General features: G+C 63.1%; 25 protein-coding genes and 3 pseudogenes. 13 read left to right on the top strand and 15 right to left on the bottom strand.

What is annotated here, in order from left to right; genetic code table 11:
• Positions 1-58: 58 nt before the first annotated feature.
• Entirely contained in the window at positions 59-1,015 is a 957-nt protein-coding gene (locus QN084_RS07685; protein WP_069696765.1) for a type IV toxin-antitoxin system AbiEi family antitoxin domain-containing protein, read from the bottom strand.
• Between the two features lie 373 nt (positions 1,016-1,388).
• Between QN084_RS07685 and QN084_RS07690 the strand changes: the two genes are divergently transcribed.
• Positions 1,389-4,799 carry a DEAD/DEAH box helicase gene (locus QN084_RS07690; RefSeq protein WP_069696766.1) on the top strand — a complete coding sequence of 1,137 codons (3,411 nt, stop codon included), beginning with the start codon at positions 1,389-1,391 and terminating at the stop codon, positions 4,797-4,799.
• A 76-nt stretch (positions 4,800-4,875) separates the two neighbouring features.
• Here the strand turns inward: QN084_RS07690 and QN084_RS07695 are convergent, their stop codons facing one another.
• On the bottom strand, positions 4,876-6,054 hold the full coding sequence (locus QN084_RS07695; RefSeq protein WP_069696767.1) for an MFS transporter: 1,179 nt from the start codon (positions 6,052-6,054) through the stop codon (positions 4,876-4,878).
• Entirely contained in the window at positions 6,051-6,716 is a 666-nt protein-coding gene (locus QN084_RS07700; RefSeq protein WP_069696768.1) for a GntR family transcriptional regulator, read from the bottom strand. The genes QN084_RS07695 and QN084_RS07700 overlap by 4 nt, the downstream gene beginning before the upstream one ends.
• A gap of 182 nt (positions 6,717-6,898) precedes the next feature.
• Here QN084_RS07700 and QN084_RS07705 point away from each other — a divergent pair, with 182 nt between their 5' ends.
• Entirely contained in the window at positions 6,899-8,050 is a 1,152-nt protein-coding gene (locus tag QN084_RS07705; RefSeq protein ID WP_069696815.1) for a Fic family protein, read from the top strand.
• 5 nt (positions 8,051-8,055) lie between these two features.
• On the opposite strand, the gene QN084_RS07710 is transcribed toward QN084_RS07705, so the two are convergent.
• Complete coding sequence (locus tag QN084_RS07710) at positions 8,056-8,850, bottom strand: GNAT family N-acetyltransferase (RefSeq protein WP_069696769.1); 795 nt, start codon at positions 8,848-8,850, stop codon at positions 8,056-8,058.
• A gap of 129 nt (positions 8,851-8,979) precedes the next feature.
• Positions 8,980-9,324 carry a hypothetical protein gene (locus QN084_RS07715; RefSeq protein WP_021472841.1) on the bottom strand — a complete coding sequence of 115 codons (345 nt, stop codon included), beginning with the start codon at positions 9,322-9,324 and terminating at the stop codon, positions 8,980-8,982.
• A gap of 106 nt (positions 9,325-9,430) precedes the next feature.
• On the opposite strand from QN084_RS07715, the gene QN084_RS07720 reads away from it, so the two are divergent.
• A complete protein-coding gene (locus tag QN084_RS07720) occupies positions 9,431-10,081 on the top strand; it encodes a CG0192-related protein (protein ID WP_021472842.1) in 651 nt (216 codons plus the stop codon).
• An 84-nt stretch (positions 10,082-10,165) separates the two neighbouring features.
• Positions 10,166-10,609 carry a hypothetical protein gene (locus QN084_RS07725; protein WP_021472843.1) on the top strand — a complete coding sequence of 148 codons (444 nt, stop codon included), beginning with the start codon at positions 10,166-10,168 and terminating at the stop codon, positions 10,607-10,609.
• Here QN084_RS07725 and QN084_RS07730 read toward each other — a convergent pair.
• Positions 10,606-10,941 (bottom strand): DUF3040 domain-containing protein, encoded by a 336-nt coding sequence (locus QN084_RS07730; protein ID WP_021472844.1) that lies wholly within the window; start codon positions 10,939-10,941, stop codon positions 10,606-10,608. The genes QN084_RS07725 and QN084_RS07730 overlap by 4 nt on opposite strands.
• 228 nt (positions 10,942-11,169) lie before the next feature.
• Here QN084_RS07730 and QN084_RS07735 point away from each other — a divergent pair, with 228 nt between their 5' ends.
• Complete coding sequence (locus QN084_RS07735) at positions 11,170-11,583, top strand: hypothetical protein (protein ID WP_079941286.1); 414 nt, start codon at positions 11,170-11,172, stop codon at positions 11,581-11,583.
• A gap of 75 nt (positions 11,584-11,658) precedes the next feature.
• Positions 11,659-12,057 (top strand): YybH family protein, encoded by a 399-nt coding sequence (locus tag QN084_RS07740; protein WP_021472846.1) that lies wholly within the window; start codon positions 11,659-11,661, stop codon positions 12,055-12,057.
• A 32-nt stretch (positions 12,058-12,089) separates the two neighbouring features.
• Here the strand turns inward: QN084_RS07740 and QN084_RS07745 are convergent, their stop codons facing one another.
• From QN084_RS07745 to QN084_RS07775, 7 genes are all read right to left on the bottom strand, one after another.
• Positions 12,090-12,521 (bottom strand): heat shock protein transcriptional repressor HspR, encoded by a 432-nt coding sequence (locus QN084_RS07745; protein WP_021472876.1) that lies wholly within the window; start codon positions 12,519-12,521, stop codon positions 12,090-12,092.
• A 10-nt stretch (positions 12,522-12,531) separates the two neighbouring features.
• The gene (locus QN084_RS07750) at positions 12,532-13,503 is read right to left on the bottom strand and encodes a DnaJ C-terminal domain-containing protein (protein ID WP_021472877.1); all 972 of its coding nucleotides are present in this window, start codon (positions 13,501-13,503) and stop codon (positions 12,532-12,534) included.
• Between the two features lie 87 nt (positions 13,504-13,590).
• The gene (locus tag QN084_RS07755; protein WP_021472878.1) at positions 13,591-14,232 is read right to left on the bottom strand and encodes a nucleotide exchange factor GrpE; all 642 of its coding nucleotides are present in this window, start codon (positions 14,230-14,232) and stop codon (positions 13,591-13,593) included.
• A 2-nt stretch (positions 14,233-14,234) separates the two neighbouring features.
• Positions 14,235-16,097 carry a molecular chaperone DnaK gene (gene dnaK, locus QN084_RS07760; RefSeq protein WP_021472879.1) on the bottom strand — a complete coding sequence of 621 codons (1,863 nt, stop codon included), beginning with the start codon at positions 16,095-16,097 and terminating at the stop codon, positions 14,235-14,237.
• Between the two features lie 215 nt (positions 16,098-16,312).
• Positions 16,313-17,224: a DUF817 domain-containing protein gene (locus QN084_RS07765; RefSeq protein ID WP_069696770.1), complete on the bottom strand. Its 912-nt coding sequence runs from the start codon at positions 17,222-17,224 to the stop codon at positions 16,313-16,315.
• Positions 17,217-18,023, bottom strand: coding sequence for an oxygenase MpaB family protein (locus QN084_RS07770; protein ID WP_069696771.1), 807 nt, complete (start codon positions 18,021-18,023; stop codon positions 17,217-17,219). Before QN084_RS07770 ends, QN084_RS07765 begins: the two co-directional genes overlap by 8 nt.
• Before the next feature lie 22 nt (positions 18,024-18,045).
• Positions 18,046-18,759 carry a TetR/AcrR family transcriptional regulator gene (locus QN084_RS07775; protein ID WP_069696772.1) on the bottom strand — a complete coding sequence of 238 codons (714 nt, stop codon included), beginning with the start codon at positions 18,757-18,759 and terminating at the stop codon, positions 18,046-18,048.
• A 132-nt stretch (positions 18,760-18,891) separates the two neighbouring features.
• On the opposite strand from QN084_RS07775, the gene QN084_RS07780 reads away from it, so the two are divergent.
• From QN084_RS07780 to QN084_RS07790, 3 genes and pseudogenes are all read left to right on the top strand, one after another.
• Positions 18,892-19,821 (top strand): NAD-dependent epimerase/dehydratase family protein, encoded by a 930-nt coding sequence (locus QN084_RS07780; RefSeq protein WP_069696773.1) that lies wholly within the window; start codon positions 18,892-18,894, stop codon positions 19,819-19,821.
• 60 nt (positions 19,822-19,881) lie between these two features.
• Positions 19,882-20,040: pseudogene (locus tag QN084_RS07785) on the top strand (helix-turn-helix domain-containing protein); the annotation flags it as partial.
• Positions 20,041-20,181: 141 nt separating this feature from the next.
• Positions 20,182-20,685 (top strand): IclR family transcriptional regulator, encoded by a 504-nt coding sequence (locus QN084_RS07790; protein WP_285751766.1) that lies wholly within the window; start codon positions 20,182-20,184, stop codon positions 20,683-20,685.
• A gap of 154 nt (positions 20,686-20,839) precedes the next feature.
• On the opposite strand, the gene QN084_RS07795 is transcribed toward QN084_RS07790, so the two are convergent.
• Positions 20,840-21,619 carry an N-carbamoylsarcosine amidohydrolase gene (locus QN084_RS07795; protein WP_021472885.1) on the bottom strand — a complete coding sequence of 260 codons (780 nt, stop codon included), beginning with the start codon at positions 21,617-21,619 and terminating at the stop codon, positions 20,840-20,842.
• A gap of 336 nt (positions 21,620-21,955) precedes the next feature.
• On the opposite strand from QN084_RS07795, the gene QN084_RS07800 reads away from it, so the two are divergent.
• Positions 21,956-23,308, top strand: coding sequence for an MFS transporter (locus QN084_RS07800; RefSeq protein WP_069696775.1), 1,353 nt, complete (start codon positions 21,956-21,958; stop codon positions 23,306-23,308).
• Between the two features lie 216 nt (positions 23,309-23,524).
• On the opposite strand, the gene QN084_RS07805 is transcribed toward QN084_RS07800, so the two are convergent.
• Complete coding sequence (locus QN084_RS07805) at positions 23,525-24,040, bottom strand: hypothetical protein (RefSeq protein ID WP_069696776.1); 516 nt, start codon at positions 24,038-24,040, stop codon at positions 23,525-23,527.
• Positions 24,041-24,226: 186 nt separating this feature from the next.
• Between QN084_RS07805 and QN084_RS07810 the strand changes: the two are divergent.
• The 3 genes and pseudogenes from QN084_RS07810 to QN084_RS07820 form a co-directional block, all read left to right on the top strand.
• A pseudogene (locus QN084_RS07810) lies at positions 24,227-25,249 on the top strand (alkaline phosphatase D family protein); the annotation flags it as partial.
• 49 nt (positions 25,250-25,298) lie between these two features.
• A protein-coding gene (locus QN084_RS07815; protein ID WP_206599970.1) for an IS5 family transposase occupies positions 25,299-26,193 on the top strand; the annotation gives its coding sequence in 2 pieces (ribosomal slippage) (positions 25,299-25,643 and positions 25,645-26,193; 894 coding nt in all).
• Positions 26,190-26,750: pseudogene (locus QN084_RS07820) on the top strand (alkaline phosphatase D family protein); the annotation flags it as partial. The gene QN084_RS07815 and the pseudogene QN084_RS07820, both read left to right, overlap by 4 nt.
• Positions 26,751-26,927 lie beyond the last annotated feature (177 nt).

Genomic DNA, 26,927 nt, shown 5'->3' on the forward strand with positions numbered 1-26,927 from the left:
CCGCTGCAAGCTTCCCTGCGCCCATGCACGTTTCCCACGAACCCGCGCGACCACCCCCTTACCTGCGCGACCTGAGCGTTCGAAGGATTCGTTCTTTGAAGGTCCGCTCTTGGAACAGGTCCTTCCACTCGATCCGGATGAACCTCCAGCCGTCCTCCATGAGCGCCTTCTCGCGTCGCCTTTCTTCAAAGATGACCTCGTCGGTTGGTTTGTAGTCGAAGTACTTGGTTTTCCCGTCGAATTCCAAGGCCAGTTTTTCTTCCTCCCATGCGAAGTCCAAGCGGTGGTTTCCTACCCGGGTCTTCACGCGGAATTGGGGTTCCGGTGGTTTGACGCGTAACCGCTGCATCAACTCCCGGCTCAGCGTCTCGCCTGCGGATTCGGACCTAGGATCGGCATTCTCAAGGGCCTTGCGAAAAATACGGATCCCGCGCTTTCCCGCGGACGCTGCGCCCATTGAGGCGAGCACATTCCGATCTGCCCCAAGCCGCAGACCATGGTCCATGATGACCAACGCCTTCGGATAGCTGAGCATCCTGGCACAGTCGAACATTGTGCGCTCAAGCGACGTGACCCGCAGGCCTCTCACCGTCACGATCTCAGTCTCGGCCAGCGCTTCAGTATGACCCCGGACGTCCTTGCCCCATCGACCCGAGGACGGTCGAACCGGGTGCAGGACGTGGACTTTTTGGTCCACACCCCACAAGAACAGGCCATGGAGTCGTGCCGCCGATAGATGGCTGTAGACCAAACCGCCCGTCGAAGTCGTCAGGGTTCCGTGAGCATGGGCCATGATCCGCGCAAGGGCCTGACTTCGTGGTCCCATGGAGTCCCACTTGCCGGCGCTCATGTAGCATCCGTACCGCATTCGACGCAGCTCGCCTGAATCCAAGAGGTACTTGATGCTTCGGCTGTTGTAGCCCAGGCGAAGCAGCTCGTCCGTGCGCCACAAGTAGCCTCGTTGAGGTGCGGTGCGGAGGGTCGACTGAGTGGTCACACTTGATGTTGGTTGCATCGCTTCAGCATCGCCGGGCCTCCAAGTCGGCAGTAGGCCTGGTCGTCGCTATGTGGAAAGTAGACGCCAACGGTGCGAATGCCCCGCAAACTTACAGCGTCTGGGCATCGTACCCGCGAACCCGGCGGGATGCACCAAAGCTGCGGGAACGACGCCGAGCTCCGCGGCACGCTTTACCTATCGCCCACCCGCGGCTCCCGAGATCGCCGGAAGCCTGCCGCCGCGCCCCAAGCTTCCATGCGAACCCATAGCGTTCCCGCGAACCCGGCGGCTGCGAGGGGACGTTCCCGCGAACCCGGCGGCTCAAGTTTGGGAGCCGCAGCAGGCTGACTAAGATTGGGCAGATAACCTCCTTCCGAAAGTAGTCGCCTGCATGCCATCCCACCCCGATGACAATTGGGAACTGGCCATACAAACACCTGCCATTAACGACCGCTCCCTCGCGGCGGGGCTGGCCTATGCCATGGGAAGCCGGGTCAACGGGATCACCTTCGACTCAGCCACCGGGCTCCTCCTCGGCAAAGTCCGGGGCAACGGAGTGCAGCCCTACTCCACGTCGGCAAAGCTGGTGCGAAAACCGAGCGGCTGGAGCTGCACCGTGGGCATCTGCAGCTGCCCGGTCCGGAAGGATTGCAAGCACGTCGCAGCCCTGCTCTTCACGGCGGAGGACCACCCCACCATTCGAGCCCAGCTCCTTGCCCAGGCCCCCGGAATGCAAACGGCGAACCCCATCCAGACCACCAAGCGCCCGGCATGGGAACTTGCCCTCAACAGGCTGATCACCAAGCCTGGAGTACCCGCCAATCCCGCCGGTATCCAGCTCGCTTTGCAGTTCGAAGTGGAAGAACCTGCCGCGCACTTCTCCTACACAGGCCGCCGCGACCCTGCAAGGAGCGTAAGGCAACTCAAGGCCCGCCCCATGATGATGGGTGCGAAGGGCAAATGGATCCGCGGCGACGTATCGTGGAACAACCTCAGCTACATCAGTTTCCGCCGCGAATTCAACGAGGCCCAGGTGGAGTGGCTCCAAACGTTCATGGCAGCCCACGGTTCCCCCAGCGGACGGCACCAGCCCTCCGGCGCAATGTGGCTCAGTTTGAACGACTTCGCCGGCAAGAACCTCTGGTCACTCCTTGAGGAAGCCAGGAAAGCCGGAATCCCGCTGATCCACACCGCTGGGACTGAGCCTGTCCGCGTCGAGTCCGAGGCCGCCGTCGTGGGTTTGAGCCTGGCCAGGACAGGATCGGAAGGTTCCGTTGACGGAAAGCCCGACGGCGGCCTGCGGCTCTCCCCGTCAGTCACCGTGGACGGGGAAGCCGTTGATCCGGCCACTGTTGGCTTTGTGGGAAAGCCAGCCAACGGGATCTTCTATACGCAATCCGGCGCCGACACTTTGCCCGGAGCGCCGCAGCAGAAGAACCTGATCACCCTTGCACCGCTTGGGGGGAGCCTCAGCGATGAATTGCTGGAGTTCGTGACCGAGGGTTCCACGTTGGAGATTCCGGCCGAGGACGAGGGCCGCTTCCTCACGTCCTTCTACCCCAAGCTCCGTCAGTCCACGCCTGTCCAAGCAGCCGACGAATCAGTGGAGCTGCCGACGCTTGCCGTGCCGACGTTGTCCCTGCTGGCCAACTACGGCAACGACCACAAGGTCCGGCTCCACTGGGAGTGGCACTACACGTCGGGAACCTTGGTGACGGCCCAACCCCTCTGGCGGCACCCGGACGATCGCGGCTACCGGGACGACGCCGCGGAGGCACGCATCCTCGAATCGCTGGGGCACCCGTGGGAGATCGTCCCTGCCCTCGCGGAATCCTCAACAGGGGGTTGGGGTGCGCCCCGGCTCACTGCTACCGCTGAACTGAGTGGCCTGGACACCCTGGCGTTCACCGAAGAGGTGCTGCCGGCACTCAGGCAACTGCCCGACGTCGTGGTGGAAACCTCCGGTGACATTGCCGATTACCGGGAGGCCGAAGAAGCGCCTGTCGTGTCGATCTCCACCAAGGAGACCGCGAGCGGAGACTGGTTCGACCTCGGGATCGTCATCACGCTCGAGGGTGAACCGGTATCCTTCGCCGCCGTTTTCTCGGCGCTCGCTGCCGGGCAGACCCGCATGCTGCTGCCCAGCGGCGCACACTTTTCCCTCGATCTGCCCGAGCTCCACCAGCTCCGCGAGCTCATCGACGAGGCCCGTTCGTTGCAGGACAACCCGGACAACAAAGACGGAACCCTGCAGATCAGCCGGTTCCAGGTAGGGCTGTGGGACGAACTCGCACAGCTTGGGATCGTGGACGAACAAGCGGCGGCGTGGCGGGAGTCCGTTGGTGGACTGCTCGACGACGGCGTCACCGGACTGCCGCTGCCGGCCGGCCTTAACGCTGAGCTGCGTCCGTATCAGCTGGAAGGGTTCAACTGGCTGAGCTTCCTTTACAAGCACAGCCTGGGCGGCGTCCTCGCCGATGACATGGGCCTCGGCAAAACCGTCCAGGCGCTGGCGCTGATCTGCGCGGCGCAGGAGCTGGCTACTTCCGAAGGCAGGGACAGGGCCCCGTTCCTGGTGGTCGCGCCGACGAGCGTCGTCAGCAACTGGGCCTTGGAAGCACAGAGGTTCGCGCCCGGCCTGACGGTTCGGACGGTTTCGGAAACCTTTGCCAAGAGTGGCCTGTTGCCGTCGGAAGCTTTGGCGGGTGCCGACGTCGTTATTACCTCCTATGCGCTGTTCCGCATCGATTACGAGGCCTACGCATACTTCCAATGGGCCGGGCTCATGCTGGACGAGGCCCAATTCGTGAAGAACCACCAGTCCAAGGCCTACCAGTGCGCACGCAAGCTGCCTGCGCGCTTCAAGCTGGCCATCACGGGCACCCCGTTGGAGAACAACCTGATGGAGTTTTGGGCCCTGACGTCGATCGTTGCGCCGGGGTTGTTCCCCAGTCCCAAGAGGTTCGCCGAGAACTACCAGAAGCCGGTGGAGAAGAACGGCGACTCGGCGCAGCTGGGCAAGCTCCGGCGTCGGGTCCGTCCGCTCATGATGCGGCGCACCAAAGAGCAGGTTATCCAGGACCTTCCGCCAAAGCAGGAGCAGGTGCTGGAGGTGGTGCTCAACCCGCGCCACCAAAAGGTCTACCAAACCCATTTGCAGCGGGAGCGGCAGAAGATCCTCGGTTTGATCGACGATGTGAACAAGAACCGCTTCACGATCTTCCAGTCGCTGACGTTGCTTCGGCAGCTCAGCCTGGACGCCTCACTGGTGGACTCCTCCATGTCCGCTGTGCGGTCGTCCAAGCTGGATGTCCTGTTCGAACAGCTCGAAGACATCATCTCCGAGGGCCACAGGACGCTGATCTTCAGCCAGTTCACCGGGTTCCTGGGCAAGGTTCGGGAACGCATGGACGCCGAAGGCATTGAATACTGCTACCTCGACGGCAGCACCCGCAACCGCGGGGACGTGGTGAGCGAGTTCAAGAACGGGACCGCTCCCGTCTTCCTGATTTCGCTGAAGGCCGGTGGATTCGGCCTCAACCTGACCGAGGCGGACTACGTCTTCCTTCTGGATCCGTGGTGGAATCCGGCATCCGAAGCCCAGGCCGTGGACCGCACGCACCGGATCGGCCAAGCCAGGAACGTCATGGTCTACCGGCTGGTTGCAAAGGACACCATCGAGGAAAAGGTTATGGCGTTGAAGGCCAGGAAGTCGCAACTTTTCGCGGACGTGATGGAAGGTGACGCCTTGGCCGGCGGCTCGTTGACGGCAGAGGACCTCGCTGCGCTGTTTGCGGAATAACTCCCAACTGACTGGCATTAGCGGTTGTTCCCAGCCCTTTTGGCAACCACTACTGCCAGTCAGATGTCCGGGCGGGTCAGTCGTCCAGGCGCACTCCGCGCAGCAGGAGCATCGTCCCTCCCACAGCGACGGCCGATGCCAGGAACACTCCGGAGGCGCCCAAGCCCACAGCCACCACTCCGATGGCACTTGGCAGGACAACCTGACCCACCCTGTTACCCGCCAATCGCAGGGCCAGGGCCCTCCCGCGTTGCCCTTCCGGAGCTTGCGCGGAGAGCCAGGACATGGTGAGCGGCTGGCCGATTCCCAGTCCCAAACCTAGGAACGCCATGACCACAAAGAGCAACCACTCCGGCATGGGGATCGCCGCCACAGCCAAGGCGAGAGTCGAAACCGCGAGACTCAGAACAAGGAGTTTCAGTCGCCCGAGCCTGCGGGACACCCGTCCCAAGCCGAGCCTGGAAACCATGGAAAAGACTGCCCGGACCGTCAGCATCAGGCCGACTGTGGCGGCGGTGAGTCCGCGCTCGGCACCGAGCGCGGGGAGGTAGACCACGGTGAGGTCGACGACGGCCAGCACTGTTGCACTGGTGGCCAGCGCCCGCGCCACACCTGGCACGCGTAACAGGGAGAAGGCGCTTCCGCGGGGAGCTCCGCCGCTGCGGGTGGACCGTTTTCCACCGCTGACCCGTGATGAGACCAGGAACGTCGTCCCGAACAGCACGAGTCCCATGCCGGCGGCCAAGAGGAAGATCGAGTGGGTGTCGGGCCGCACTGATTGACCACCGACCAACGAGATAGCCAGTGGCCCCAAGGCCTGGCCCAAGGACGCCGCGAAGGTCAGGTAACCGAAAGCAGAGTCGAGACGGGACGAGGCAGCGTTGTTCGCCACCACGGCTTGCTGCCCCACCACGCACGCAAGCTGGCCCGCGCCCAGGAGCGCTGTTCCCGCGATCAGCGCGGCCACGGACGACCCCCACAGCAGCAGGAACACCGAGCAGGAAAGCACGACGGCGGAGCCCGCGGCCATCAGCCGACGCTCGCCAAGGCGGTCCACCAGATTTCCGATGGGAAGGGCCAGCAACAACGGAAAGACCGCGTAGCTGGCGGCCAGCACACCGAGCGCGAAGGCGGGAACGTCGAGTTCCAGGGCCCGGTACGTTGCAGCCGGCCTCACCAGGAAAGTGATGGCCTGAATCAGTGCCGAGTGAAGGAGGAGAGCAGTTGACGAGCGCCGCCCCAGTTCGCCGATCATTCGGCGTCGAGTCCCTTGTCTGCGATGACACGCAGAGTCTCGTCACGGGCTCCAATGACGTGATCGAAGGCGATCTTCGCCGCACGCTCCGGGTCCTTGGCCGCCAAGGCTTCCACCAGTGCCCGGTGGTCCGCCAAGGCCTCCTCCCGACGTTCCGGTGAGTTGTTGGTGAAGTACCGGTACCGCTCAACGTGGCTGGCAATCTGCTCGTGGAATCGAAGTGCCCAGGAGTTGCCGGCGATGTCTGCAATGGTGGCGTGGAGGGTCACTCCATGCCTCATGGCCTCATCCGCGAATCCGACCATGGCTGCGTTTCGGTCCAGGATTCCCCGTAGTTTTTCGATGTGTTCGGTGGTGGCCTTGGCGCAGGCTTCGCGGGCCATCAATGACTCAAGGGCAGCCCTGACGTCATACAGCTCGGAGACCGCCTTCTCATCAAGCAACGGAACCAGGACGCCGCCAGTTGGCTGTTGCTCAAGAAGGCTCTCCGAAATGAGTCTCCTGATCGCTTCTCTCAGTGGGGTCCGGCTGACCTGCAGTGCTGCAGCCATCGCGGGCTCGAAGATACGGGTCCCGGGCTTCAACTCCAGATCGAGGATCTGCCGCTTGAGCTCGGTGTAGACGAGGTTCGCCCCGGTGTTCCGAAGCCGTGATTCTGCCATGCTGCCGCCAAAGTAGGAGTGAAGTGTACTTGTATACATCTATACATAGCTTCTGCCGTGGATCAAAAAGAGTGCCTAAATGAGCGCTTATTCGCATTTAAACTGTAAAATGCGAATAACAGGCATCTAAATCACTGTTAGGAGGGGTGATGGGAGGTTGGCCAGCGCACGGGAGGCGCGTCATGCCGTGGAAATCTTCCGGGCGTCCGCCCCGCGAAGACAGGATGTTTACCGAAGTTGAGGTATCGCTTCCTCCGCACATTGCGAATCTGGGGTTCGAGCCGAGCCGGGAGACCGTTCTAGCTCTCGAAGAGGCAGCCGCTGCCATTGCATCGCTGGATGTCACGGCAGGGTCCCGCATGGCGGCAATCAGCGACTTCCTCCTGCGGAGTGAGGCAGTGTCCTCGTCGAAGATCGAACACGTCGACGCGAATCGCAACGACTACGCGCGGGCACTAGCCGGTCTGAAAGCATCCGATCAGGCCAAGTCGATGGTAGCCGCCGCCGAGGCTGTGCAGAGCATGATCAACGACGCCGGGGTAGAAGGTGAAGTCCGGATGGAGTCGCTTCTCAAAGCACACAGGACATTGATGAAGGATGACCCGCTGGACGGACACAACGCCGGCTCATTCCGCGAGGTGCAGAACTGGATCGGGGGCAGCGATTATTCCCCGCGAGGAGCAGTCCACGTTCCTCCCCCACCCGGGATGGTCCGGGAACTCATGGACGACCTCATGGCCTTCTGTCAGCGCAAAGACATCCCGATCATGGCACAGGCAGCCATTGCGCATGCACATTTTGAATCCATCCACCCGTTTACTGACGGCAACGGCCGCATCGGCAGGGCCCTGATTGGGGCCGTCTCGCGTCGACGGGGACTAACCAGGAACACTGTGACCCCAGTTGCCTCCGCAATGGTGGCTGACGTCGAAACCTACTTCGCGTTATTGAACAACTACCGCGACGGGGATGTCGATCCTTTCGTGCTCTATCTAGCCAAGTCGTCAGTTCGTGCTGCGGATGCTGCGCGCGAATCCGTTACCGCACTGGACGCGCTGCCTGCAGCATGGACAGAGGTCGTTCGTCCCCGCAAGGGTTCGGCCGACGAAAGGATTCTGACTTGGCTCTTGGAACGCCCTGTCTTTGAGGCGCACAGTGCCGCGTATGCCGCGGGGATCGACGAGCGCTCTGTTTATAGGGTCCTTGACCGGCTGACAGACGCCGGAGTACTCTCCCTGATCACCCAGTCGCAGCGAAATCGCGCTTGGGCGGCAACGGAAGTCTTGGACGAGGTCGACCGGCTCAACCGTCGTCTGGCAAATCGCGATTATTGAGCACCTCAGCCCCGCACCCACCGGTACGGAGTGGTGGTCGAGACTTTGATCAAGCCCGAACGCTCCAGAATCGGACGTGAAAACTCCGTCGAGTCGCTGTTGATGAGCGTCTTTCCACGGGCATGGGCCGACTGTGCACGTCGCGCAGTGAGGGCCCGGTAGATCCCGCGGCCTCGCCACTCCGGGAGGGTGGCTCCGCCCCACATTCCGGCAAAGTCCGTACCGGGAACGGGTTCCAACCGTCCGGCGCTGACCATCCGGCCCTCGGCTTCAGCGACCCACAGCTCGATGCTGTCGTCCAAGGAAAGGCGGTGCAGCAGTTCGTCGGCTCGTTCCTTCGACACCGGTCCCCCGAAAACTCCATCCTGCATGGCGCTCATGGCCCGAACGTCAGGTTCGTCAATTACGCGACGCAACCTCACGCCGTCGGGCACTGGCACCTCCGCACTGAGCGTCCGTGCCTCCCCGATCATGATCGATTCGGGCTCGTCAGCCGCAAAACCGCTGGCGAGCAGGGCATCATGCAGTCCCGGGGCATGATCGTGTCCCCTGGATTTCCACTCAACGTTGGTGATGTGAGGCTGGCTCCTGAAAAAGTTGAGTGCCTCGGCCACTAAGGCCTGGATGCCTTGGTGATCCGCCCCGCCCAGATCACGGTACGTAATGAAGCCGCGGCCACCCACGAAAGTAGCGAGTAGAAGGGGGCCGTGTCCATGGACAGTGAGCGCCCCCGGTATCTCCGCATCCGTGCGGAGCTGGGCGTCGTAGGCTTCGAGGAAACGTGCTGCTGCCTGGTTCATCGGGAAAGCCTACCCACAAGAAACGCTCTCTCACTTATGGCCCCGATTCGGCGTTTCCTCTGTCATCGAGTGAGAGAGGAAACGCGAAAAGGGGCCGTTATGTGAGAGAGCGTCCGGAAGGGGTGCCGGCTACTGGGCGCCGCGGCAGAGTTCGCCGTACTTGGTGCCGGCTTCCTGGTAGGCGGTGGTCAGCTCGCCGAGCTTGGCTTCATCGGGATCGGACTTGGCCTGCTCGTCGAGGAAATCCAGGATGGAGGTCACCACGGGCTTCATCTCCTCGGAAGCCACGGCCTGGATGGGACGGATGGCGTTGGCCACGCGGTTGGTTGCCGTCTTGTTCGATTCCTGGGTGAGCCCGGAAGCGGCGGCGGCCATCCTGTCGCAGGTCTGCGCGGTGGTCAGCTGCGGTGCTGAGCAGGCGGAGGCCGAGGCAAGCAGCCCGGCAGCGATCAGGACAGTGGTGAGTTTCTTCATGATTCCCTCAATGGTCGACGTCCCTTCGATTGTAATCAGAGCCCCGCAATGCCTGCGCATCGGGACAACTTAGAGACCTGACCGGTGCTGCCCTAGGCTGGGTGGCATGGCGATCATTCACAAGGCAACCCTGTCCCCCAGCAAGCTCGAGCTCATCGCTGACTACCTGCCGAAGCAGCCGTGGTTCATCCAGGAGGGCGAACCGGAGCTGGTGGGCGCCTACCGCTTTGACGATCCCGCCGGTGAAGTCGGAATCGAAACCCACGTCGTCTCAGCCGGCGACCGCATCTACCAGGTTCCCCTCAGCTACCGCGGCTACGAGCTGGCCGGTGCGAACGACTGGCTGATCGGCACCATGGACCACTCCGTCCTTGGGAAGCGCTGGGTCTACGACGCCTGCGCCGACCCCGTCTACATCAAAGCGCTGGCCACTGCCATCCTCACCGGGCAGAAAGAGGCCGAACAGTTCGTGGACGGCGAGTCCCAGCCCCGCCCGAGCACAGTTTCGGTGCAAGGAACGGGAATGCTCGACGGCGGCCTGCCCGCCTTGAGCGCTTCGGCGCCGGTATCGGGAAGCGGTGTGACCATCATTGACGCGGGAAGCCTCCGCCTGAAAGTAAACCGCGTAGTGGAAGTCGCCGTCGATGCCGCTGTCAACACTGCCGCGGCACCGGAACTTCACACCGAGCTGGCCCTCACGGGAACCTGGGAAGGGCTTGAAAACCCGGTCGAGTTGGCTTCGGTAATCCGCGACTAAGCTGCGCGCGCAGAGTCACCTGTTCCTGAAGGAGTTGGCGGCGTAGGCTGGCCGTCGAAGCACATCCCTCTCCCAGGAGTCCTCATGCACAAGCCGCAGACCGTCATTTCCGCAGCCCAGGAGCTCGCAGGCGAGTGGGTCAGGCACGCTGCTGACGGGAAGGCCTCGCAGTCCGATGCAGTGGTGGGCTGGGCCCTCTCCCGCATCAACCACGCCGACGTGCCGTCCGTTGTGCAGGGAGTGATGATGACGCTCACCGGCAACCGCAGGACGGCGCGGAAAGCCCGCCGTGCAGCGGACAAGGCGGTCAAACGGGCCACTCAGGCCCTTGCTGATCGTCGCAGGGGGTCAGCGGGAAGGACTCCTTCGCGCCGAGGTTTGTGGTTGACGTTCATTGCCGCAGCAGGTCTTTCCGCTGGTGCCGTTTTCCTCTGGCGGACGCTGCTCCCTCAAGGAGAACCCACGCCCGTTTCCGCTTCGGAGACGGCGGCCAACCACGCGGCTTCGTCACAAGAGGGCACGAACTAGTCCGGCCAGAGCCGCTTGGGACCGGTCTGGTCGTTCCGGTCCCCACCGTCGTCCCGGCGGAGGCGCCGACGAAATACCAGCCTGCTCAACAGCACATAAGCCCCCGCACCCGCTACGAGGAATCCCGCGACACCCACAATCAGGATCTGCGTGGCGATCCCGGTGATGATCAAGGCGAATCCGGCAAGGACACCCAGCACGCCCATGACCGTCCTGGCCGCCGTCCCCCGCAGGCGGCCTGACTTCAACTGCAGGTCCAAGTCGGGGTCCGACGCGGCCAGGCCCCGTTCGAGTTCTTCCAAACTCCTGCGTTCTTCATCCGACAACGACATCGGAATCTACCTCACCTACGGCTCCCGTTTCTGACGCTGGAGCCCTCTTGCCGGGCGCGGGCACTGCTTGCCGTACCTTGCCTTCATTATCTGCCGAATCCGGGGTACTAGCCACTGGGCAGGTCCAGGCTGAAGCTCCCGCAGTGCATGACCGGAGCTGACTGTGGCACCCTGAAGGGGTAGTTCCCAGCACGCGTACGGACAACCAACTGGAAGGCACTTCTTCCCATGGCACGACGAACTGCAAGAATCCGGAACAACACTGCACAAGCAACACGACCCAAGCGTGGGCGGGCTGCATGGCTGATCCTCACGGCCCTCGTTGCCGGTGTGGCAGGGGGCATCTTTGCACGGCGGGCGGCTGTCCCTGCCGGCAACAGCCAACCGGGTAAACGGGCGGCGACGGAACCTGTGGGCACCAACACGCCGGACGTGCTGCTCCCACGGACTGAACCGGTAGAGATCTCGACCCGGATGCGTCCTGGCGAGTGGACCGAGGAATCCTTGCAGGCCCACATCGAGGATTACCGCCGGCAGATCCGGAACATGGGCGCCACAGACGCGGAAATCGTGACGAACGTCGAGCGGACGGAGGAAGGCGCGGCCCGGGTAGTTGTCAGCTGGAACCGAACGGGCCTCTGAGGCAACCGGCTGGGCGCACACAGTCGGTCCACCACAGCCCGTCACATCAGCGCCACCCAGGCGCATACTGTCGGTATGACCGATCGTGAAGATTTCCTGGCCTGGGTAACGTCCGATCTTCGGCACGCCGAACAGGCCCTGCATAACGGCGATCCAGAACCCCGCAGGGCCGTCTGGTCGCGCAAAGAACCAGTGAGCGTGATGGGTGCTTGGCGGAATGCCTTGGGACAGCTCGCCCTGCACGACCTTTTCACGCATTTGGGCGAGAGCTTCTCAGACTGTGTGTCCTACGAGTTCGAGCTCCAGAGCTACGACGTCGTGGGCGACATGGCCTACACCGTCGGCCTGGAACACACCTCAACGTCCGTTAACGGCGAGGCCCGCAGCTACGTGCTGCGGGCTACCCAGGTGTATCGGCGCGAAGACGGACAGTGGAAGGTGGTGCACCGGCACGCGGATACCGTGGGCGGCTGAGTGTGCTGACACCGAAGCTGGCTAATCAGCGCTCACCGCTGCTTATCCCCCGGACGCGGCCGCCACACCACAACAGCCTGCGAACGCGGGCGGGGTCGCTGCCCGCGGGCAAGGCTGACGACGTCGCCTCCGGCGCCCGCCGCGAAGATCCGGGCTTCCAAGGGGCTGCGCCGGCGTGACAGCTCTTCCGTCAGTTCGGCAACCTTGAACTGCAACGCAGCCACCTGGTTCTCGAGCTCCATGATGCGCTTGATGCCTTCCAAGGAGACACCCGACTGCGAGAGGCGCTGGACCTCCCGGAGCTTGTCAACGTCCTTTTGGGAGTAACGCCGGGACTTGCCCGGAGCACGGCTGGGGGAAACGATGCCCAGGCGGTCGTACTGGCGCAACGTCTGCGGATGCATGTCGGCAAGCTCCGCGGCGACGGAGATGACAAAGATCGGCTGGTTGACGTCCATTGCCATGACCGCCTCCTTACAACCGGGCCTTCGAGGCCAGGTCCCGCCGCGGGTTCGCATCAGTGGTGGCTGCAGCAAACGCCTTCACAGCCTCTTCCGCTTCCTTGCTCAGGTTCTGCGGAACGGCGACGTCGATGGTCACCAGCAAATCGCCGGTCACCTTGGACGTCTTCACACCGCGGCCCTTCACCCGAAGGGTCCGGCCGGAGGGTGTGCCCGCCGGGACGCGCAACTTGACGGTGTCGCCGTCGAGCGTTGGAACCTCAATGGTGGCGCCCAGCGCCGCTTCCGCGAAGGTGACAGGCACATGGATGCGGATGTTGTCGCCGTCGCGCTGGAAAAAGTCGTGGGGCTTCACGTTGACGGTGATGATGAGGTCACCGTTGCCGGCCGGGCCTGCGTTGCCCTTGCCGCGCTGTCGGACCTTCTGGCCGTCCTTGATGCCGGCCGGAATCTTGACGTCAATGACGTTGCCGTTGCTCTCACGCAGGCTGACCGTGGTGCCCTTGATGGAACCGGCAAAGGAGATGGAGGTCGTTGCAGTGCGGTCCGATCCCTTTTGCGGTGCGCGCTGGAATCCGGCAGGACCCCCACCGAAACCGCCACCGAACAGGTCGGCGAACTCCGGCGGAATACCGCCTGCTCCGGGAGACTGCCGTGCGCCGCCGCCGAACAGGCCACCGAAGAGGTCTTCGAACCCGCCGTTGGCACCGGCACCCCCGCGCCCGGCACCCGGGGCAAAGCGTGCCCCGCCACCCATGGCGCGAATGGCGTCATACTGCTGCCGGTCTTCAGGACTCGACAGCACCGAGTAAGCCTCGGAGATGTCCTTGAACCGCTTCTCCGCGGCAGCATCCCCGGCGTTGGTATCCGGATGGTACTGCCGGGCAAGCTTGCGGTAAGCCTTTTTGATATCGGCGTCGGAGGCGTCCTTGGCGATACCAAGGATCGCGTAAAAATCCTTTTCAACCCAGTCCTGGCTGGCCAAGAGCGTTTCCTTTCGTTGGTAACGAGATGGCAGTTCATGCCAATGTTCATCTCAAACACTGTCACGAACTGCCATCTCGATGAGTTGTTACGCGGGTACAGCCACAATCACTTGGGCTGCACGCAAAACACGCTCGCCGGAGCGGTATCCGGTGCGCAGCACCTGGCTGACCGTGTCCACTTCGATGTCCTCGCCGGGCTGCTGGATGAGGGCTTCGTGGATGGTGGGGTCGAATTCGACGCCCGTTTCCGCGATGCGTTCCAGTCCGTACGTCTTCAGCGCATTCTCCAGCTTGGTGGCGATGGCGGCGAAGGGGCCGTCTTCGAGGTCACCGTGCTGGCGGGCGGCGTCGACGTCGTCCAGCACCGGAAGGAGCGAGTTGAGGACGCCGATGACGGCCATCTCTCCTGCTACGGCGCGGTCGCGTTCAACGCGCTTGCGGTAGTTGACGTACTCAGCCTGCAGGCGGAGGAGGTCGTTGCGGAGTTCCGCTGCCTGGGCCTCGGCTGCAGCACCGGGGGCTACCGACTCTTCGGCTGGAACCTCAACCCCGTTGAGGATTTCCTCGGCCTGGGAGAGGGCGTCGCCGTCAGTGGGCGCTGCCTTCGCTTCGCCTTCAGGGTGGCGGGCCGCCCCTGTCTCCGGGTCAACCTTGCGGTTGTCCCGGATGACAGGTTTACGCTGCTCGTTGCCTTCAGAGTGCTCTGCTTCGTTGCCGTGATGGGGCATGGCTACTTCTTCGCTTCGTCTTCGTCGATGATTTCGGCATCAACGATGTCTTCATCGGCCGAACCGGAACCTGCCGGGGCACCCTCTGCGCCTGCACCCGGAGCATCAGCTGCAGCTGCCTGCGAGTAGATGGCTTCGCCGAGCTTGGTCTGGGATGCCTGGAGCTTCTCGAACGCCGTCTTGACTGCGGCGTCGTCGGTGCCTTCCAGCGCGGACTTGAGGGAGTCGACGTCGGCCTTCACCTCGGTCTTGACCTCCTCAGGCAGCTTGTCCTCGTTTTCGGAGAGCAGCTTCTCCACCGAGTAGGCGAGCTGTTCAGCGGAGTTACGGGTATCCGTGGCTTCGCGGCGTGCCTTGTCCTCGGCTGCGTGCTCCTCGGCTTCACGGACCATGCGGTCGATGTCTTCCTTGGAAAGGGCCGTGCCACCGGTGATGGTCATGGACTGTTCCTTGCCGGTGCCCTTGTCCTTCGCGGAGACGTGGACGATGCCGTTGGCGTCGATGTCGAAGGTGACCTCAACCTGGGGAACGCCACGGGGCGCCGGAGCGATGCCCGTCAGCTCGAACGTGCCCAGCGGCTTGTTGTCGCGGGTGAATTCACGCTCGCCCTGGAAGACCTGGATGGCTACGGACGGCTGGTTGTCGTCCGCGGTGGTGAAGGTCTCCGAACGCTTGGTGGGGATTGCGGTGTTGCGCTCGATCAGGTGGGTCATCACGCCACCCTTGGTTTCGATGCCGAGGGACAGCGGGGTGACGTCGATGAGGAGGACGTCCTTACGCTCGCCCTTCAGGACACCGGCTTGGAGTGCGGCACCTACGGCCACGACCTCGTCCGGGTTGACGCCCTTGTTGGGTTCCTTGCCACCGGCGAGTTCCTTGACGAGCTCGGAGACGGCAGGCATACGGGTGGAACCACCGACGAGGACGATGTGGTCGATGTCGGAAACCTTGATACCGGCTTCAGCGATGACGTCGTGGAACGGCTTCTTGGTGCGGTCCAGCAGGTCCTTGGTGAGGTCCTGGAACTTGGCACGGGTCAGCTGCTCGTCCAGGTGGACCGGACCGTCGGGGGTGACGGACAGGTACTGGAGCGAGATGTTGGTGCTGGTGGAGGAGGACAGTTCCTTCTTGGCCTGCTCTGCAGCTTCGCGGAGACGCTGGAGGGCAATCTTGTCCTTGGAGAGGTCGATGCCCTTGACCTTGAGCTGGCCCAGGAGCCACTCGACAACGCGGTTGTCCCAGTCGTCGCCGCCGAGGCGGTTGTCACCTGCGGTTGCGCGGACCTGGATGGTGGAGAAGTTGTCTTCGTCCTTGCCAACCTCGAGAAGGGAAACGTCGAACGTACCGCCACCGAGGTCGAAGACCAGGATGAGTTCGTCTTCCTTGCCCTTGTCCAGGCCGTAAGCCAAAGCAGCCGCGGTGGGCTCGTTGACGATGCGGAGGACGTTGAGGCCTGCGATTTCGCCGGCTTCCTTGGTGGACTGGCGCTCGGCGTCGTTGAAGTATGCCGGAACGGTGATCACAGCGTCGGTGACCTTTTCGCCCAAGTAGCTTTCGGCGTCGTTCTTGAGCTTCATGAGGATACGCGCGGAGATTTCCTGCGGCGTGTACTTCTTGTCATCGATCGCCTTGGTCCAGTCGGTGCCCATGTGGCGCTTGACCGAAGCGATGGTGCGGTCGATGTTGTTGACGGCCTGGCGCTTGGCGATCTCGCCGACCAGGACCTCGCCGGACTTGGAGAACGCGACGACGGACGGCGTGGTGCGGCCGCCTTCAGCGTTGGCGATGACCGTGGGCTCGCCGCCTTCAAGGACAGAAACCACGGAGTTGGTGGTTCCGAGGTCGATACCTACTGCACGTGACATATCTTGTTTCCTTTCAATGGCCGATGTTGATGATCGCGCCCGGCAGCATCCTCCGCGGCAGCGGTTGTGTTGTTCGGGGAACCACTCAACAATCGGCTAGTTGAGCGTTCTGCACTCAACTGTACTCAGCCTCGGAACGATGTCAATCCAAAGTTGAGCCAACTACGCTCAACTTTGACCCACGACTTGCGAAAAACCGCGAAATTACGCGGGCTTCAGGCCTCATTTCGCCCAGCGTGAACTGCCGATGGGCTGCCGTGGGAACCTTCCGGAGGCTCCGGCTTGTACACCCACGCCACCAGCACCACGGAGATGATCATGAGCAGGAACCACGCGAGCAGCTTGTCAATGGACACCGCCTGCCACCCCTCCAGCTGATTCGGGTACAGCCAGGCCCGGGACCAGGTGCCGATGTTCTCGGCGAACCAAATAAACAGGGCCACCAGCAGGAACGCGAGCAGGATGGGCATCCGGAACCGCTTCCGGAAGACCCGGAAGTGCATCACGCACCGGCCGTAGACAAGTACGACGGCGGCCAGCAGCACCCAGCGGAAGTCCAGGATGAAGTGGTGCGAGAAGAAATTGACGTAGATGCCCGCGGCCACGAGCGCAGTGATCCAACGGCGCGGGTAGCGGTCGAAGCGCAGATCGAACAACCAGAACACCCGCACCATGTAGGACCCGACTGCTGCGTACATGAAGCCGCTGAACAACGGCACGGCGCCGATCCTGAGCACCCCGTCAGCTTCATAAGCCCAGGAGCCCACATCCGTCTTGAACAGTTCCATGACCGTGCCCACCACGTGGAAAAGCACGATCACCCGAAGCTCGCGGAGCGTTTCCAGACGAAAAACGACCATCAGCACTTGGATTGCGACTGCCGAAAGGGTGAGGAAGTCGTTGCTCGCCAACGCGGCACCGGAGGGGTACCAGAGGCGGACCGCAATGATGACGGCGAGCAGCAGGGCACCAAAGACGCACGCCCACGCCTGCTTGAGCCCGAACACCACGAACTCCGTTAGCCGCGCTTGCCAAACGCCTCCCGCCCCGCCGCGCGAAACCACCCTGTCCAGGTAGCGGTGGGCGAGGCGGTCGATGGACGCTTCCACCGACGTCGAACTACGCATTCCGGGTCGTGCCCCGGAACCGGGCGGGCGGGGGCTGCAGCTTGCCCAGGCAGTAGTTCTTTGGCCAGTGCCGGATCCGGCGGGGCAGCCTGGGATAGACCTGCCCCAGCAACCGCATGGTCCGCTGGAACCGGCGGGCGTGGGCCGGACCCCATTCAAGGCCGAACCCTTCGCGGACGTGTTCCGGCAACATCCCCACAGTCAACAGCCGGGCCAACGGCATCAGGGGACGCATGAGCACGGGACCGCGCGAGGGGTACAGCAAGTCGCGGGCTATCTTCCGTGCCGCTTCATCGGGCTGCAAGGAGGCAACCTGCCGGTTCCAGTATTCGGCGAAAGCGGCACGATCCGCCGGCCACATCTCCCGCGGCAACTGCAGAGCAGTCCCGATCCGGGCATAGTCCCGGTACATGCGGTCAGCCGTGTGGTCATCGATCGACCCCAGTACATGTTGGTAGACAGTGACTGCGGTGTTGTAGAGCGTAGCCACCACCCACAATTGGGACGACGCGTCGAAGGCGTTGTAACCGGCGGAACTACCATCAGCAGGCTTGCGCACCGGCGCGTGCGCGCGGTTGACAGCGCGGCGCACTGCCACAACCTGGCTGTCGGTGCCATAGACAATCGCGTAAACATAGGTCAGCGTTGCCACGAGCCGGTCCTGCGGCCGGTCAACAAAATTGCTGTGCGCCGCCACGCCGTGGCCAATGCGCGGGTCCGCAACCTGAAGCAGGATGGCACGGCCGGCCCCCGCGAGGAGTACACCCTCGGCTCCAATGTCAGCCAAACCACGAGCCATCCGAATACTCTACTTCCGCTCCCTACAGCCCGGCGACTGCCTGGAGTACTGCAAGCTGATGATCGAACAGTTCGTCCCGCGCGCTAAAGGTATCTGCCCCGTACTGACCGAACACCTCAAAGCTCACCGCCCCAAACAGCGAGGTCCACACCAGCACGCCCCTCGCCAGCGACGCATCGGGCGCAGCCAGCCCCATGTCCGTGCGGATACCGGCCAGGTCTGCGGCCAGCTTGGGAGGCATGACGACGGCGGGAGCCACCTCCGCGTCCAGCGCACCCGCGCGGTAGGCGGCGTCGAATATTCCCACCAGGGTGACGATGACGCGGGTGCCGGGGCCGGTGGTGCGCTCGCCCGGAGCCTGGTAGCCGGGCACGGGGCTGCCGAACAGCAGCGCATAGCTGGCAGGTTCCCGGAGCGCCCATGCTCGGACGGCAGTGCCCAACGCCCGGAATTGCGCGGCGAAGTCATCACCCGGGACGGCAAGGACTGCCGCATCCACCTCGTCACCGAGTTCGTTGTAGGCATCGATCAGCAGCAAGGTCAAAAGCTCATCCCGGCCTTCGACGTACCTGTACACAGCCGAAGAAACGACGCCCAAATCCCGGGCAACCGCCCTGAGGGACAGTGCGGCGGCCCCGTGGGTCGCGAGGTGCTGCCGGCCCAGTTGAACGATGTCCGCAATGGTCCGGGCACGGGCTCGCTCCCGCGGGGTGGGCTGCTTCGGTTTCTCGGGCATGGGGATAGCTTGCCATAAACAAGAGCGGAGATAGCAAAAGAGAGCACTGCTCTTGACAATTGCGGACCACTGCCCGAACTTTGATTGAGAGAGCAGTGCTCTCTCAATCACCATTACAAGGAAAGAGGCACCGTGTACGTCGTTACAGGAGCAGGACCCGTCGGCTCGGCCATCGCAGAGCAACTGGCAGACCAAGGCCATGAAGTCCGCGTCCTGACGCGTTCCGGCAGCGGACCCGATCATGCGTTGATCCAGCGGATGAGAGTTGACGTTTCAGACCCCTCGCGGCTCACCGAGGCGGTCCGGGGCGCAGAGGCGATCTTCCACTGCATTCACGGGTCCAAGTACTCCGCATCCGCCTGGGAGGCCGAGCTCCCCCACGCCGAGCAGGTGGTGATGGATGCAGCGGCAGCCGCGGGCGTCGTCGTCGTCTTTCCCGAAAGCCTGTACTCCTACAGCGAGCCGGACCGCGACATGACAGAGGCCGGGGCCCGCGAGGCGAGCGGAGGCAAACGCGGCATCCGTACGCAACTGCTCAAGGCTCGGGAGGCTCACGCCGCAAAAACTGTGAGCGTGGTGGCGGGGGACTTTTTTGGGCCCCGGGTCAGGATGGCACACGCGGGTGAACGCATGGTGCCCCTGGTTCTCAAAGGAAAGACTGTCCAAGTGGTGGGCAGTGCCGACCAGCTGCACTCCTTCACTTATGTGCCGGACCTGGCGGCGGCCATGATTGCGGCAGCCCGGCGTCCCGATCTGTGGAACAGCGTGCTGCACGCCCCCACCAATCCGGCACTGACCCAGCGCGGGCTCGCAACCGCCTACGCCACGGCAGCGGGACTGCCGGCGCCGAAAGTAACGGCCATTCCTGGTTGGGTTGTTCGGGGCGCTGGCCTGGTGTCCAAAGACATGCGGGAGGTGGCGGAGATGCTCTATCAGTTCGAGCGGCCGTTCGTGATGGACTCGGCGGAGAGCCAACGCCTTCTTGGCCTGGAACCGACGCCGCTCCCTGAGGCGGCGGCAGCGACCGTGCAATGGTGGAAGCACACCGTGGCCGCGGTCTGATGCGCACGCGGCATATGATGGGCCAAAAGCGCGGGGCATTGACACGGCGAAGGGATACGCATGGCAGGCAGGCCGAAACAGGACAACAGCCAAGTCCAGGGCGCTGCGGCGTCGCTGCTAAATGGTCTTGCTGTACTGGAAGCCTTTTCGGTTCAGAATCCGGTTCTGGGTGTGACAGAGGTGGCCCAACGCGTAGGCCTCCACAAGAGCACGGTTTCGCGCATTCTGAGCGGCCTTACAGATGCAGGCTACGTCCAGCGGGATGAGGAGACGGGCCGGTATCGGCTGGGGCTGGGGCTACTTGCGTTGTCCGGACCGCTTCTGGCGGACTTGGACGTGAGGCGTGCCGCAGTCCCCTATTTGGAACAACTCACCGCAAACACCAACGAGACAAGCGCCATCTCCGTGTGGAACGGCGCCGAGGCCATCGTGGTGGAGCAGGTGGCCAGTCCGCACCAGGTTAAACACACCGCCTGGATCGGGACTCGGTACAACAAATTCGAAAGTTCATCGGTAAGGGTTTTTCTGGCGGAACTGCCGCCGGCACTGGCCGCTGACCTCGTTGATTCCGGAAGGATACTGCGCGCCAAAGATGACGGCCTGCCGGAGGACATCGCCACCCATCTGAAGGAAGTTGCCCATCAAGCGTATGCCGTCAACGATGGCCTGTCCGCCGAAGAGGAGTTTGGGGTCTCCGCTCCGGTTCGGGACTACCGCGGCAAGGCGGTGGGCTGCATTACTGTCTCTGCCCCTCGTTCGAGGGTGCAGAAAGAAGGGGTCAAGGACTCTCTTGTTCAGGCCGCGCAACAGGCGGCATCGGAAATTTCCATCCGCCTGGGCTGGTCTGCTTCTCTTCCGGGCTGATGCAGCAAAAGTTCCTTGAGCGACCTCGCCCACAAGGGACGCCACGTTTCCTCAGCACTTAACTAACCTGGAAAGCCGACACCCAGCAGGGGTGCCGGCTTTCAGGTCAATACGGGGATTCCGCCCGCAGGTGTATCAGCAAAGGTGAAACGGCTTAGGCGGGGTCCGCGGGGGCAGCCACTTCGGGCTGGGGGTCCGAAAGGGTCTTCGGAACCGTGTCCTCGAACTGCGGGAGACCGTTCAGATAATCCACCACAGAGTCCGTCGATTCAACGTCACCGAACTTGTTGTCGATGTCGTAAAGGTTCCATTGCACGACGCCCGGAACGCGGTCGCCGATGGTTTCCCTGGCAATGATGGGGCGGAACCCCTTCGCGATCGCGTCTTCAACGGTGTGGCGTACGCACCCGGCCGCTGTCGCGCCGGTGACGATCAGGGTGTCGATGCGGTTGGACGTCAGGAACAGCTCGAGGTTGGTACCCGGGAATGCAGACGCGCGATTCTTCTCGATCACAACCTCGCCTTCCGCCGGCGCAATGCGGTCGTCGATCTGGGCCCAGTAGGAGTCCGCCGGAAGGGTCTCCACAGGGATCTTCGAGTACCACAGACCCATGTCGTTAGTCCCCGAGGTGGCATCCCGGTTGCGGTAGACGTTTGTGGTGTAGAAGACAGGAACACCCTTGGCCCGTGCAGCTTCGTTGATCCGCTGAACGTTCGGGATGATCTCCTCCATGCCCGGGCAGCTGAACGGGTGGCCCGGGCGGGTCCAGGCGTTCGCCAGATCGATGTGGATAACAGCCGGGCGGTTGCCGTAGCCGATCCGACGCTTGAATCCCCGCTCGTTGTAGATATCGGTGCCTGCCTCGAATGCCTCCTGGAGCACTGCTGCGAGGCGGGCTTCGATGTCGCTTGCCGTCTGTGTCTCTACTGTCATGGTTCTCTTTCCTCACTCGTATAGATGTTTCTTTCCTAGCAACTAAGTTGCTGTGTTGGCTACAGTAACGCACGAAACTGCAGAGCGCTAGAGGCCGGCCGAAATGCCTTGCGCAAGAATCACGCTCTGACCGCGGTCACCTGGAGCCCGGAAATTCCACAAAAGACTTGGATCTAAAAATGTCCACCTAGGGGGTTGTTTGTTGCTCTATGCGGGTCTAAATTGCTATACGAGCAACATGTTGTGAAACGGATCACTCTCACCTGAAGTGGCGCACCGCCACTGAGGTCAACTGAAACGAGAAAACCCATGCCCTCTACCGCGGACAATAAATCCATGGCCGACCGTCCAAGCATTGATCGAGACCACGTACCCGAACTCCACAAAGTGAGTGCCGGGCACCTCCGAAAGGTTGTGGGGGCCTCCTTCGCCGGCACCGTTGTCGAATGGTTCGACTTCGCGATCTACGGCTACATGGCCACCCACATCGCTGCCACCTTCTTCGCATCCGGCGACCCGCTGACCGGACTGCTGGAGACTTTTGCCATCTTCGCCGTCGCCTTCGCTATGCGTCCGCTAGGCGGGATCATCTTCGGGAGGCTGGGCGACCGGCTCGGGCGGAAACAGACTTTGATCCTTACGGTGTTGCTGATGTCCGGATCGACGGCGGCCATCGGCCTCATCCCCAGCTATGAAACGATCGGGATCTGGGCCGCGGTCCTTCTGGCTATCGCGCGTTGCATCCAAGGCCTATCTGCCGGCGGTGAGTACGCCGGCGCCACCATTTACACCGTGGAACACAGCCCGGACCACCGGCGCAACCGCTACTCCAGCGCGATGTCCATGGCCACCTTCGCTTCCTTTGCGTTGGCCGCCGGCCTCGGGGCACTGTTCAGCTTCATGTTGCCGGCCGAGGCCATGGGCGACTGGGGATGGCGTGCATTGTTCCTGTTGTCCATCCCCATGGGCTTGGTCGCGTTCTACATCCGCTCCAAGCTTCACGAGTCACCCGAGTTCGAGGCCATGGTCAAAGACTCAGCCGACCGCCCGAAATTGAGCCTGGGTGCAGTTGTTGGCAGTCAGTGGCCCCAGATGCTCAGGCTTGGCGGGTTTGTCATGCTGACGGCTCTGTCCTTCTACATCTTCTCCACCTATATGTCCACGTTCCTCACCCGGGTGGTGGGACTGGATCAGAGCCTGGCCCTGCTCTCCAGCCTTGTCGCACTCCTGTTCGCCACGGCACTCGCTCCTGTCATGGGGCGGTTATCGGACCGGATCGGCCGACGTCGCATGATGCAGATGGCCGCGGTCCTGCTGACAGTGATGACCATCCCCGCGTACATGCTGGCCGAGCTTGGGACCTTGGGCAGTGCCGTGGCCAGCCAGGCGCTGATCGCCCTGGGCGCGGTGTCCGCCAACGTGGTGACCTCGGTGCTGCTGTCCGAGATGTTTTCCACGGACGTGCGTTACACGGCCTCCGGACTGAGCTACAACGTCACGTACGCGATTTTCGGTGGAACCGCACCCTACCTGGCTACTTGGTTGGTGGCGACCACCGGAAATTCGCTGGCCCCGGCCATCTACGTCACGGTTGTTGCTGTCATCGCCCTGGGGGTCGCCTCAATCTTCATCCGCGAAACGGCCGGCAAGCCCCTGCGTCGCTTCCACGACGACGCGCTGGAGGTCTGACACGGTCTACCGGCTCTCGAGGAAGCTGCCGCACCGCCAGGGGACAGCCTGCATGCTGTTCCCTGGCGGACTGACAGGATGGCCGTTCGCGGCGCGACGGGCCAGTGTTGCACCTGAAGTTGTGGGCTGCGAATGAAGTGGCACTGTCAGCGCACCCGCAACCGTTCAATGGCATGAGAACCCATCGCGTCCCCAAACAAGGAACCTTGGAGGGGCCTATGAGCGGTCGCTCTTTGGTCCGGCCAAGCCGCCCCCAATTCCCGCATGTGGAAAGTTGAAGGCGGGAGCCGCAGCGAACAGGCGGCGGCAAAGCCCCACACCCTCCACGAAGAGGGCGACCACCGCCACTAGGTAGAGACCGTAGGATCCAAGCACAATGGCAAGCGGCCAGCCCTCTGCCGGCGTCTCTCCCGAGGCCAGGCCCGTGGATATCGCCAGGATCATACTGACGACGAACAGGACCCCCACCGCCAACACCAGCCATCCGGTGAGGTTGCGTCGTTGCCGCGAAACCAGGCTGGAGGCAAACAGGACCACACCTCCGCCAAGGACCACCACGAAGAGTTCCCCGGGCATGAGGAAGTCAAGATGAAAGCCGCCGGACCTCACGAAGAAGATCGCCGCAAGAAAGATGGGCGCCGCCAAGGGAATTCCGACCAGGACTGTCGCGGCCACCGCCAGCACCCGCGCGGTGATGGTGCGGCGTCCTGATCTGACACTGTCAACGTGCATACACCCAGCTTCCCGACCATGCCCATCTGCCGCATAGGGGCTTACGTCCTGATTCGGTGCAGCAGTTCGTGCGACCAGCACCCCGCCTAGGACAGAGCAGCGAGTTAACGCTTTTTGTCACACAATTAACCGGCAGTTCACACCACTCTCGGCGCCTGTCAACTAAGGCTTCCTAGCGTCGAGGGCATGGAGAACATCACCCGCAGATCCCTCATATCCGCCGGCCTCGGGGCCGGTTTGATTGCCGCCTTGCCGCACACCGCCGTCGCCGTTTCAACAGCAGACGACGCCGGACTCCGCACCGATCCCTTCACGCTCGGCGTAGCTTCCGGGGAGCCGTGGCCGGACGGCTTCGTCATCTGGACCCGGCTGGCCGCCAACCCCGTGGCCGAAGACGGCCTGGGCGGCATGCCGTCCCGCAACGTTGCGGTGGCCTGGGAAGTGGCAGAGGACCCGCACATGCGCCGGGTAGTAGCCCGCGGCGTCGAACAGGCCCGGATCGAGTCCGCCCACTCGGTGCACGTGGAACTCAAAGGCCTCAAACCCGGCCGCGAATACTTCTACCGGTTCCGCACCGGCCGCCACCTGAGCGACACCGGCCGCACGATGACCAGCCCCGCGCCCGGGGAGATTCCCGCAGCCCTGGCCATGGCCTTCGCAAGCTGCGCCCAGTACGAGCACGGCTACTTCACGGCCTACAAGCGCCTGGCTGAGGACCACCCGGACCTGGTACTCCACTTGGGCGACTACCTGTACGAATACAAGAAGGACAGCTATGTGATCGGCGGCGGCAACCCGCGCGACCATGAAGGCCCGGAAACTGTCAGCCTGGCAGGCTACCGCCAGCGCCACGCGCAGTACAAAGCCGACGCCGACCTCCAGGCAGCCCACGCCATCGCACCGTGGCTGGTGGTCTGGGACGACCATGAAGTGGACAACAACTGGGCGGACGAGATCCCGGAAAACAGCGACCCTGCCCAGCTCAACGACACCACTGAACACTTCCGGCAACGCCGTGCAGCTGCCTTCCAGGCGTACTACGAGAACATGCCGCTGCGCCCTTCCTCGCTCCCGGCCGGCTTCGACATGAAGATCTACCGCACCATCCAATGGGGCCAACTGGCCAACTTCCACATGATGGACACACGGCAGTACCGCGACGACCAGCTCGCCGGCGACGGCTGGCGCAAGAATGTGGCCGAACGCCTAGGCCGTGTTGATCAAGTGGTTTCGGTGGTCGATGGGCGAGTCTTGAGGGATGACGCGTCGCGAGGTCTCTGACGAGGTGTGGACCGTTCTGGAGCCGTTGATGCCGACGGTGACGGGGAGGTCGCGGCCGTGGACGGATCATCGTCTCGCGGTTGAGGGGATGGCGTGGAAGTACCGGACGGGTGCGCCGTGGCGTGATCTGCCGGAGCGGTTCGGGAAGTGGAACTCGGTCTATAAGCGGTTCACCCGGTGGGCGCACGACGGCACCTGGGACAGGCTGCTCGCCGAGGTGCAGCGGCAGTCCGACGCGGCGGGCCGGCTCGATTGGGTGGTGTCGATCGACTCCACGATCACCCGCGTGCATCAGCACGGTGCGACCCTCGCCCGGGACACAGGGGGCTCCACCGAATCACAAGAATCCGTGGTTCGAGCCGCCTGACCACGCGATTGGCCGGTCCCGTGGCGGGTTGACCTGCAAGATTCACCTGGTCGCCGATGGCAAGGGGCGGCCGCTGGGATGGGTGCTCACCGGCGGCAACATCAACGACACCACGATGCTGGCGACCACCCTCGAACACATCCGTGTCCCCCGCCCAGGCGTCGGAAGACCACGAACGCGACCAGATCGAGTCCTCGCCGACAAGGGCTACCCGTCGAAGACGAACCGTGCCTGGCTGCGTCAGCGAGGGATCGCCGCGACCATCCCGGAGCGTGACGACCAGATCGCTCACCGCCGCAAGAAGCCGGGACGCCCGATCGACTTCGGCGACGAGCAGAAGCTCCGCTACCGCGGCCGCAACGTCGTCGAACGCTCCTTCAACAAGCTCAAACAGTGGCGCGGCATCGCCATGCGATCAGACAAGACCGCCCGCAGCTACCGAGCCGCCATCAGCCTCGCCACCACCCTGATCTGGATCAAAAGCGACTTGATCAACACGGCCTAGACGAGAACCGGACCATCACGGGAGCCGAACAGGAAAAATGGCTGCTGGACGGTTTCAGGAACTCCACCCAGCGGTGGGACATCCTTGGCCAGCAGGTCTTCTTCGCCGAGCGCGACCGCAACAAGGCTCCCGACATCGACGACGTTTCCATGGACGGCTGGGACGGTTACGCCGCCTCCCGCCGGCGTATCACCCAAGGCTGGGTTGACGCGAAGGTCCGTAACGCCGTCGTACTTACCGGCGACGTGCACCGGCACTGGGCCACGGACCTGAAAGTGGACTATAAGGATCCGGAGTCGCCGGTTGTCGGTTCCGAACTCGTGTGCAGCTCCATCACCTCCACGGGAGACGGTTCGGGATCCACCACGGACGCAACCATGGCATGGAACCCGCACTTGAAGTTCTACAACGACAACCGCGGATACGTGAACACCCGAATTACCAAGGACTCCATGACGGCAGACTTCCGCGTCCTGGACTACGTCACCAAGCCCGGAGCCCCTGTGAGTACCAGAAAATCCTTCACCATCAACGACCGCGTGCCCGGCCTGGCCTGATTCCCGGCGCGGTGCCGGCACCTGTCCCGGTTGGCAGTTGCCGGCACCGGCCCGGACCCCTCCCATGCGACTCTTCAAACGAATGGAGTTACCCCTGTTTCCCCAGTGACTACGGGCAACTGCGGGAGTACCCTATTCCCAGTTACGTTTGTGGATCACCTTCCAGCTGGGGTTCTG

The organism is Paenarthrobacter sp. R1, assembly GCF_030264015.1.
GTDB classification, from domain to species: domain Bacteria; phylum Actinomycetota; class Actinomycetes; order Actinomycetales; family Micrococcaceae; genus Arthrobacter; species Arthrobacter ureafaciens.

What these genes read in the sequence shown, in the direction of transcription:
- QN084_RS07685 (WP_069696765.1), bottom strand. Translation starts at nt 1,015, where the DNA reads ATGCAACCAACATCAAGTGTGACCACTCAGTCGACCCTCCGCACCGCA.
- QN084_RS07690 (WP_069696766.1), top strand. Translation starts at nt 1,389, where the DNA reads ATGCCATCCCACCCCGATGACAATTGGGAACTGGCCATACAAACACCT.
- QN084_RS07695 (WP_069696767.1), bottom strand. Translation starts at nt 6,054, where the DNA reads ATGATCGGCGAACTGGGGCGGCGCTCGTCAACTGCTCTCCTCCTTCAC.
- QN084_RS07700 (WP_069696768.1), bottom strand. Translation starts at nt 6,716, where the DNA reads ATGGCAGAATCACGGCTTCGGAACACCGGGGCGAACCTCGTCTACACC.
- QN084_RS07705 (WP_069696815.1), top strand. Translation starts at nt 6,899, where the DNA reads ATGCCGTGGAAATCTTCCGGGCGTCCGCCCCGCGAAGACAGGATGTTT.
- QN084_RS07710 (WP_069696769.1), bottom strand. Translation starts at nt 8,850, where the DNA reads ATGAACCAGGCAGCAGCACGTTTCCTCGAAGCCTACGACGCCCAGCTC.
- QN084_RS07715 (WP_021472841.1), bottom strand. Translation starts at nt 9,324, where the DNA reads ATGAAGAAACTCACCACTGTCCTGATCGCTGCCGGGCTGCTTGCCTCG.
- QN084_RS07720 (WP_021472842.1), top strand. Translation starts at nt 9,431, where the DNA reads ATGGCGATCATTCACAAGGCAACCCTGTCCCCCAGCAAGCTCGAGCTC.
- QN084_RS07725 (WP_021472843.1), top strand. Translation starts at nt 10,166, where the DNA reads ATGCACAAGCCGCAGACCGTCATTTCCGCAGCCCAGGAGCTCGCAGGC.
- QN084_RS07730 (WP_021472844.1), bottom strand. Translation starts at nt 10,941, where the DNA reads ATGTCGTTGTCGGATGAAGAACGCAGGAGTTTGGAAGAACTCGAACGG.
- QN084_RS07735 (WP_079941286.1), top strand. Translation starts at nt 11,170, where the DNA reads ATGGCACGACGAACTGCAAGAATCCGGAACAACACTGCACAAGCAACA.
- QN084_RS07740 (WP_021472846.1), top strand. Translation starts at nt 11,659, where the DNA reads ATGACCGATCGTGAAGATTTCCTGGCCTGGGTAACGTCCGATCTTCGG.
- QN084_RS07745 (WP_021472876.1), bottom strand. Translation starts at nt 12,521, where the DNA reads ATGGCAATGGACGTCAACCAGCCGATCTTTGTCATCTCCGTCGCCGCG.
- QN084_RS07755 (WP_021472878.1), bottom strand. Translation starts at nt 14,232, where the DNA reads ATGCCCCATCACGGCAACGAAGCAGAGCACTCTGAAGGCAACGAGCAG.
- dnaK (WP_021472879.1), bottom strand. Translation starts at nt 16,097, where the DNA reads ATGTCACGTGCAGTAGGTATCGACCTCGGAACCACCAACTCCGTGGTT.
- QN084_RS07765 (WP_069696770.1), bottom strand. Translation starts at nt 17,224, where the DNA reads ATGCGTAGTTCGACGTCGGTGGAAGCGTCCATCGACCGCCTCGCCCAC.
- QN084_RS07770 (WP_069696771.1), bottom strand. Translation starts at nt 18,023, where the DNA reads ATGGCTCGTGGTTTGGCTGACATTGGAGCCGAGGGTGTACTCCTCGCG.
- QN084_RS07775 (WP_069696772.1), bottom strand. Translation starts at nt 18,759, where the DNA reads ATGCCCGAGAAACCGAAGCAGCCCACCCCGCGGGAGCGAGCCCGTGCC.
- QN084_RS07795 (WP_021472885.1), bottom strand. Translation starts at nt 21,619, where the DNA reads ATGACAGTAGAGACACAGACGGCAAGCGACATCGAAGCCCGCCTCGCA.
- QN084_RS07800 (WP_069696775.1), top strand. Translation starts at nt 21,956, where the DNA reads ATGGCCGACCGTCCAAGCATTGATCGAGACCACGTACCCGAACTCCAC.
- QN084_RS07805 (WP_069696776.1), bottom strand. Translation starts at nt 24,040, where the DNA reads ATGCACGTTGACAGTGTCAGATCAGGACGCCGCACCATCACCGCGCGG.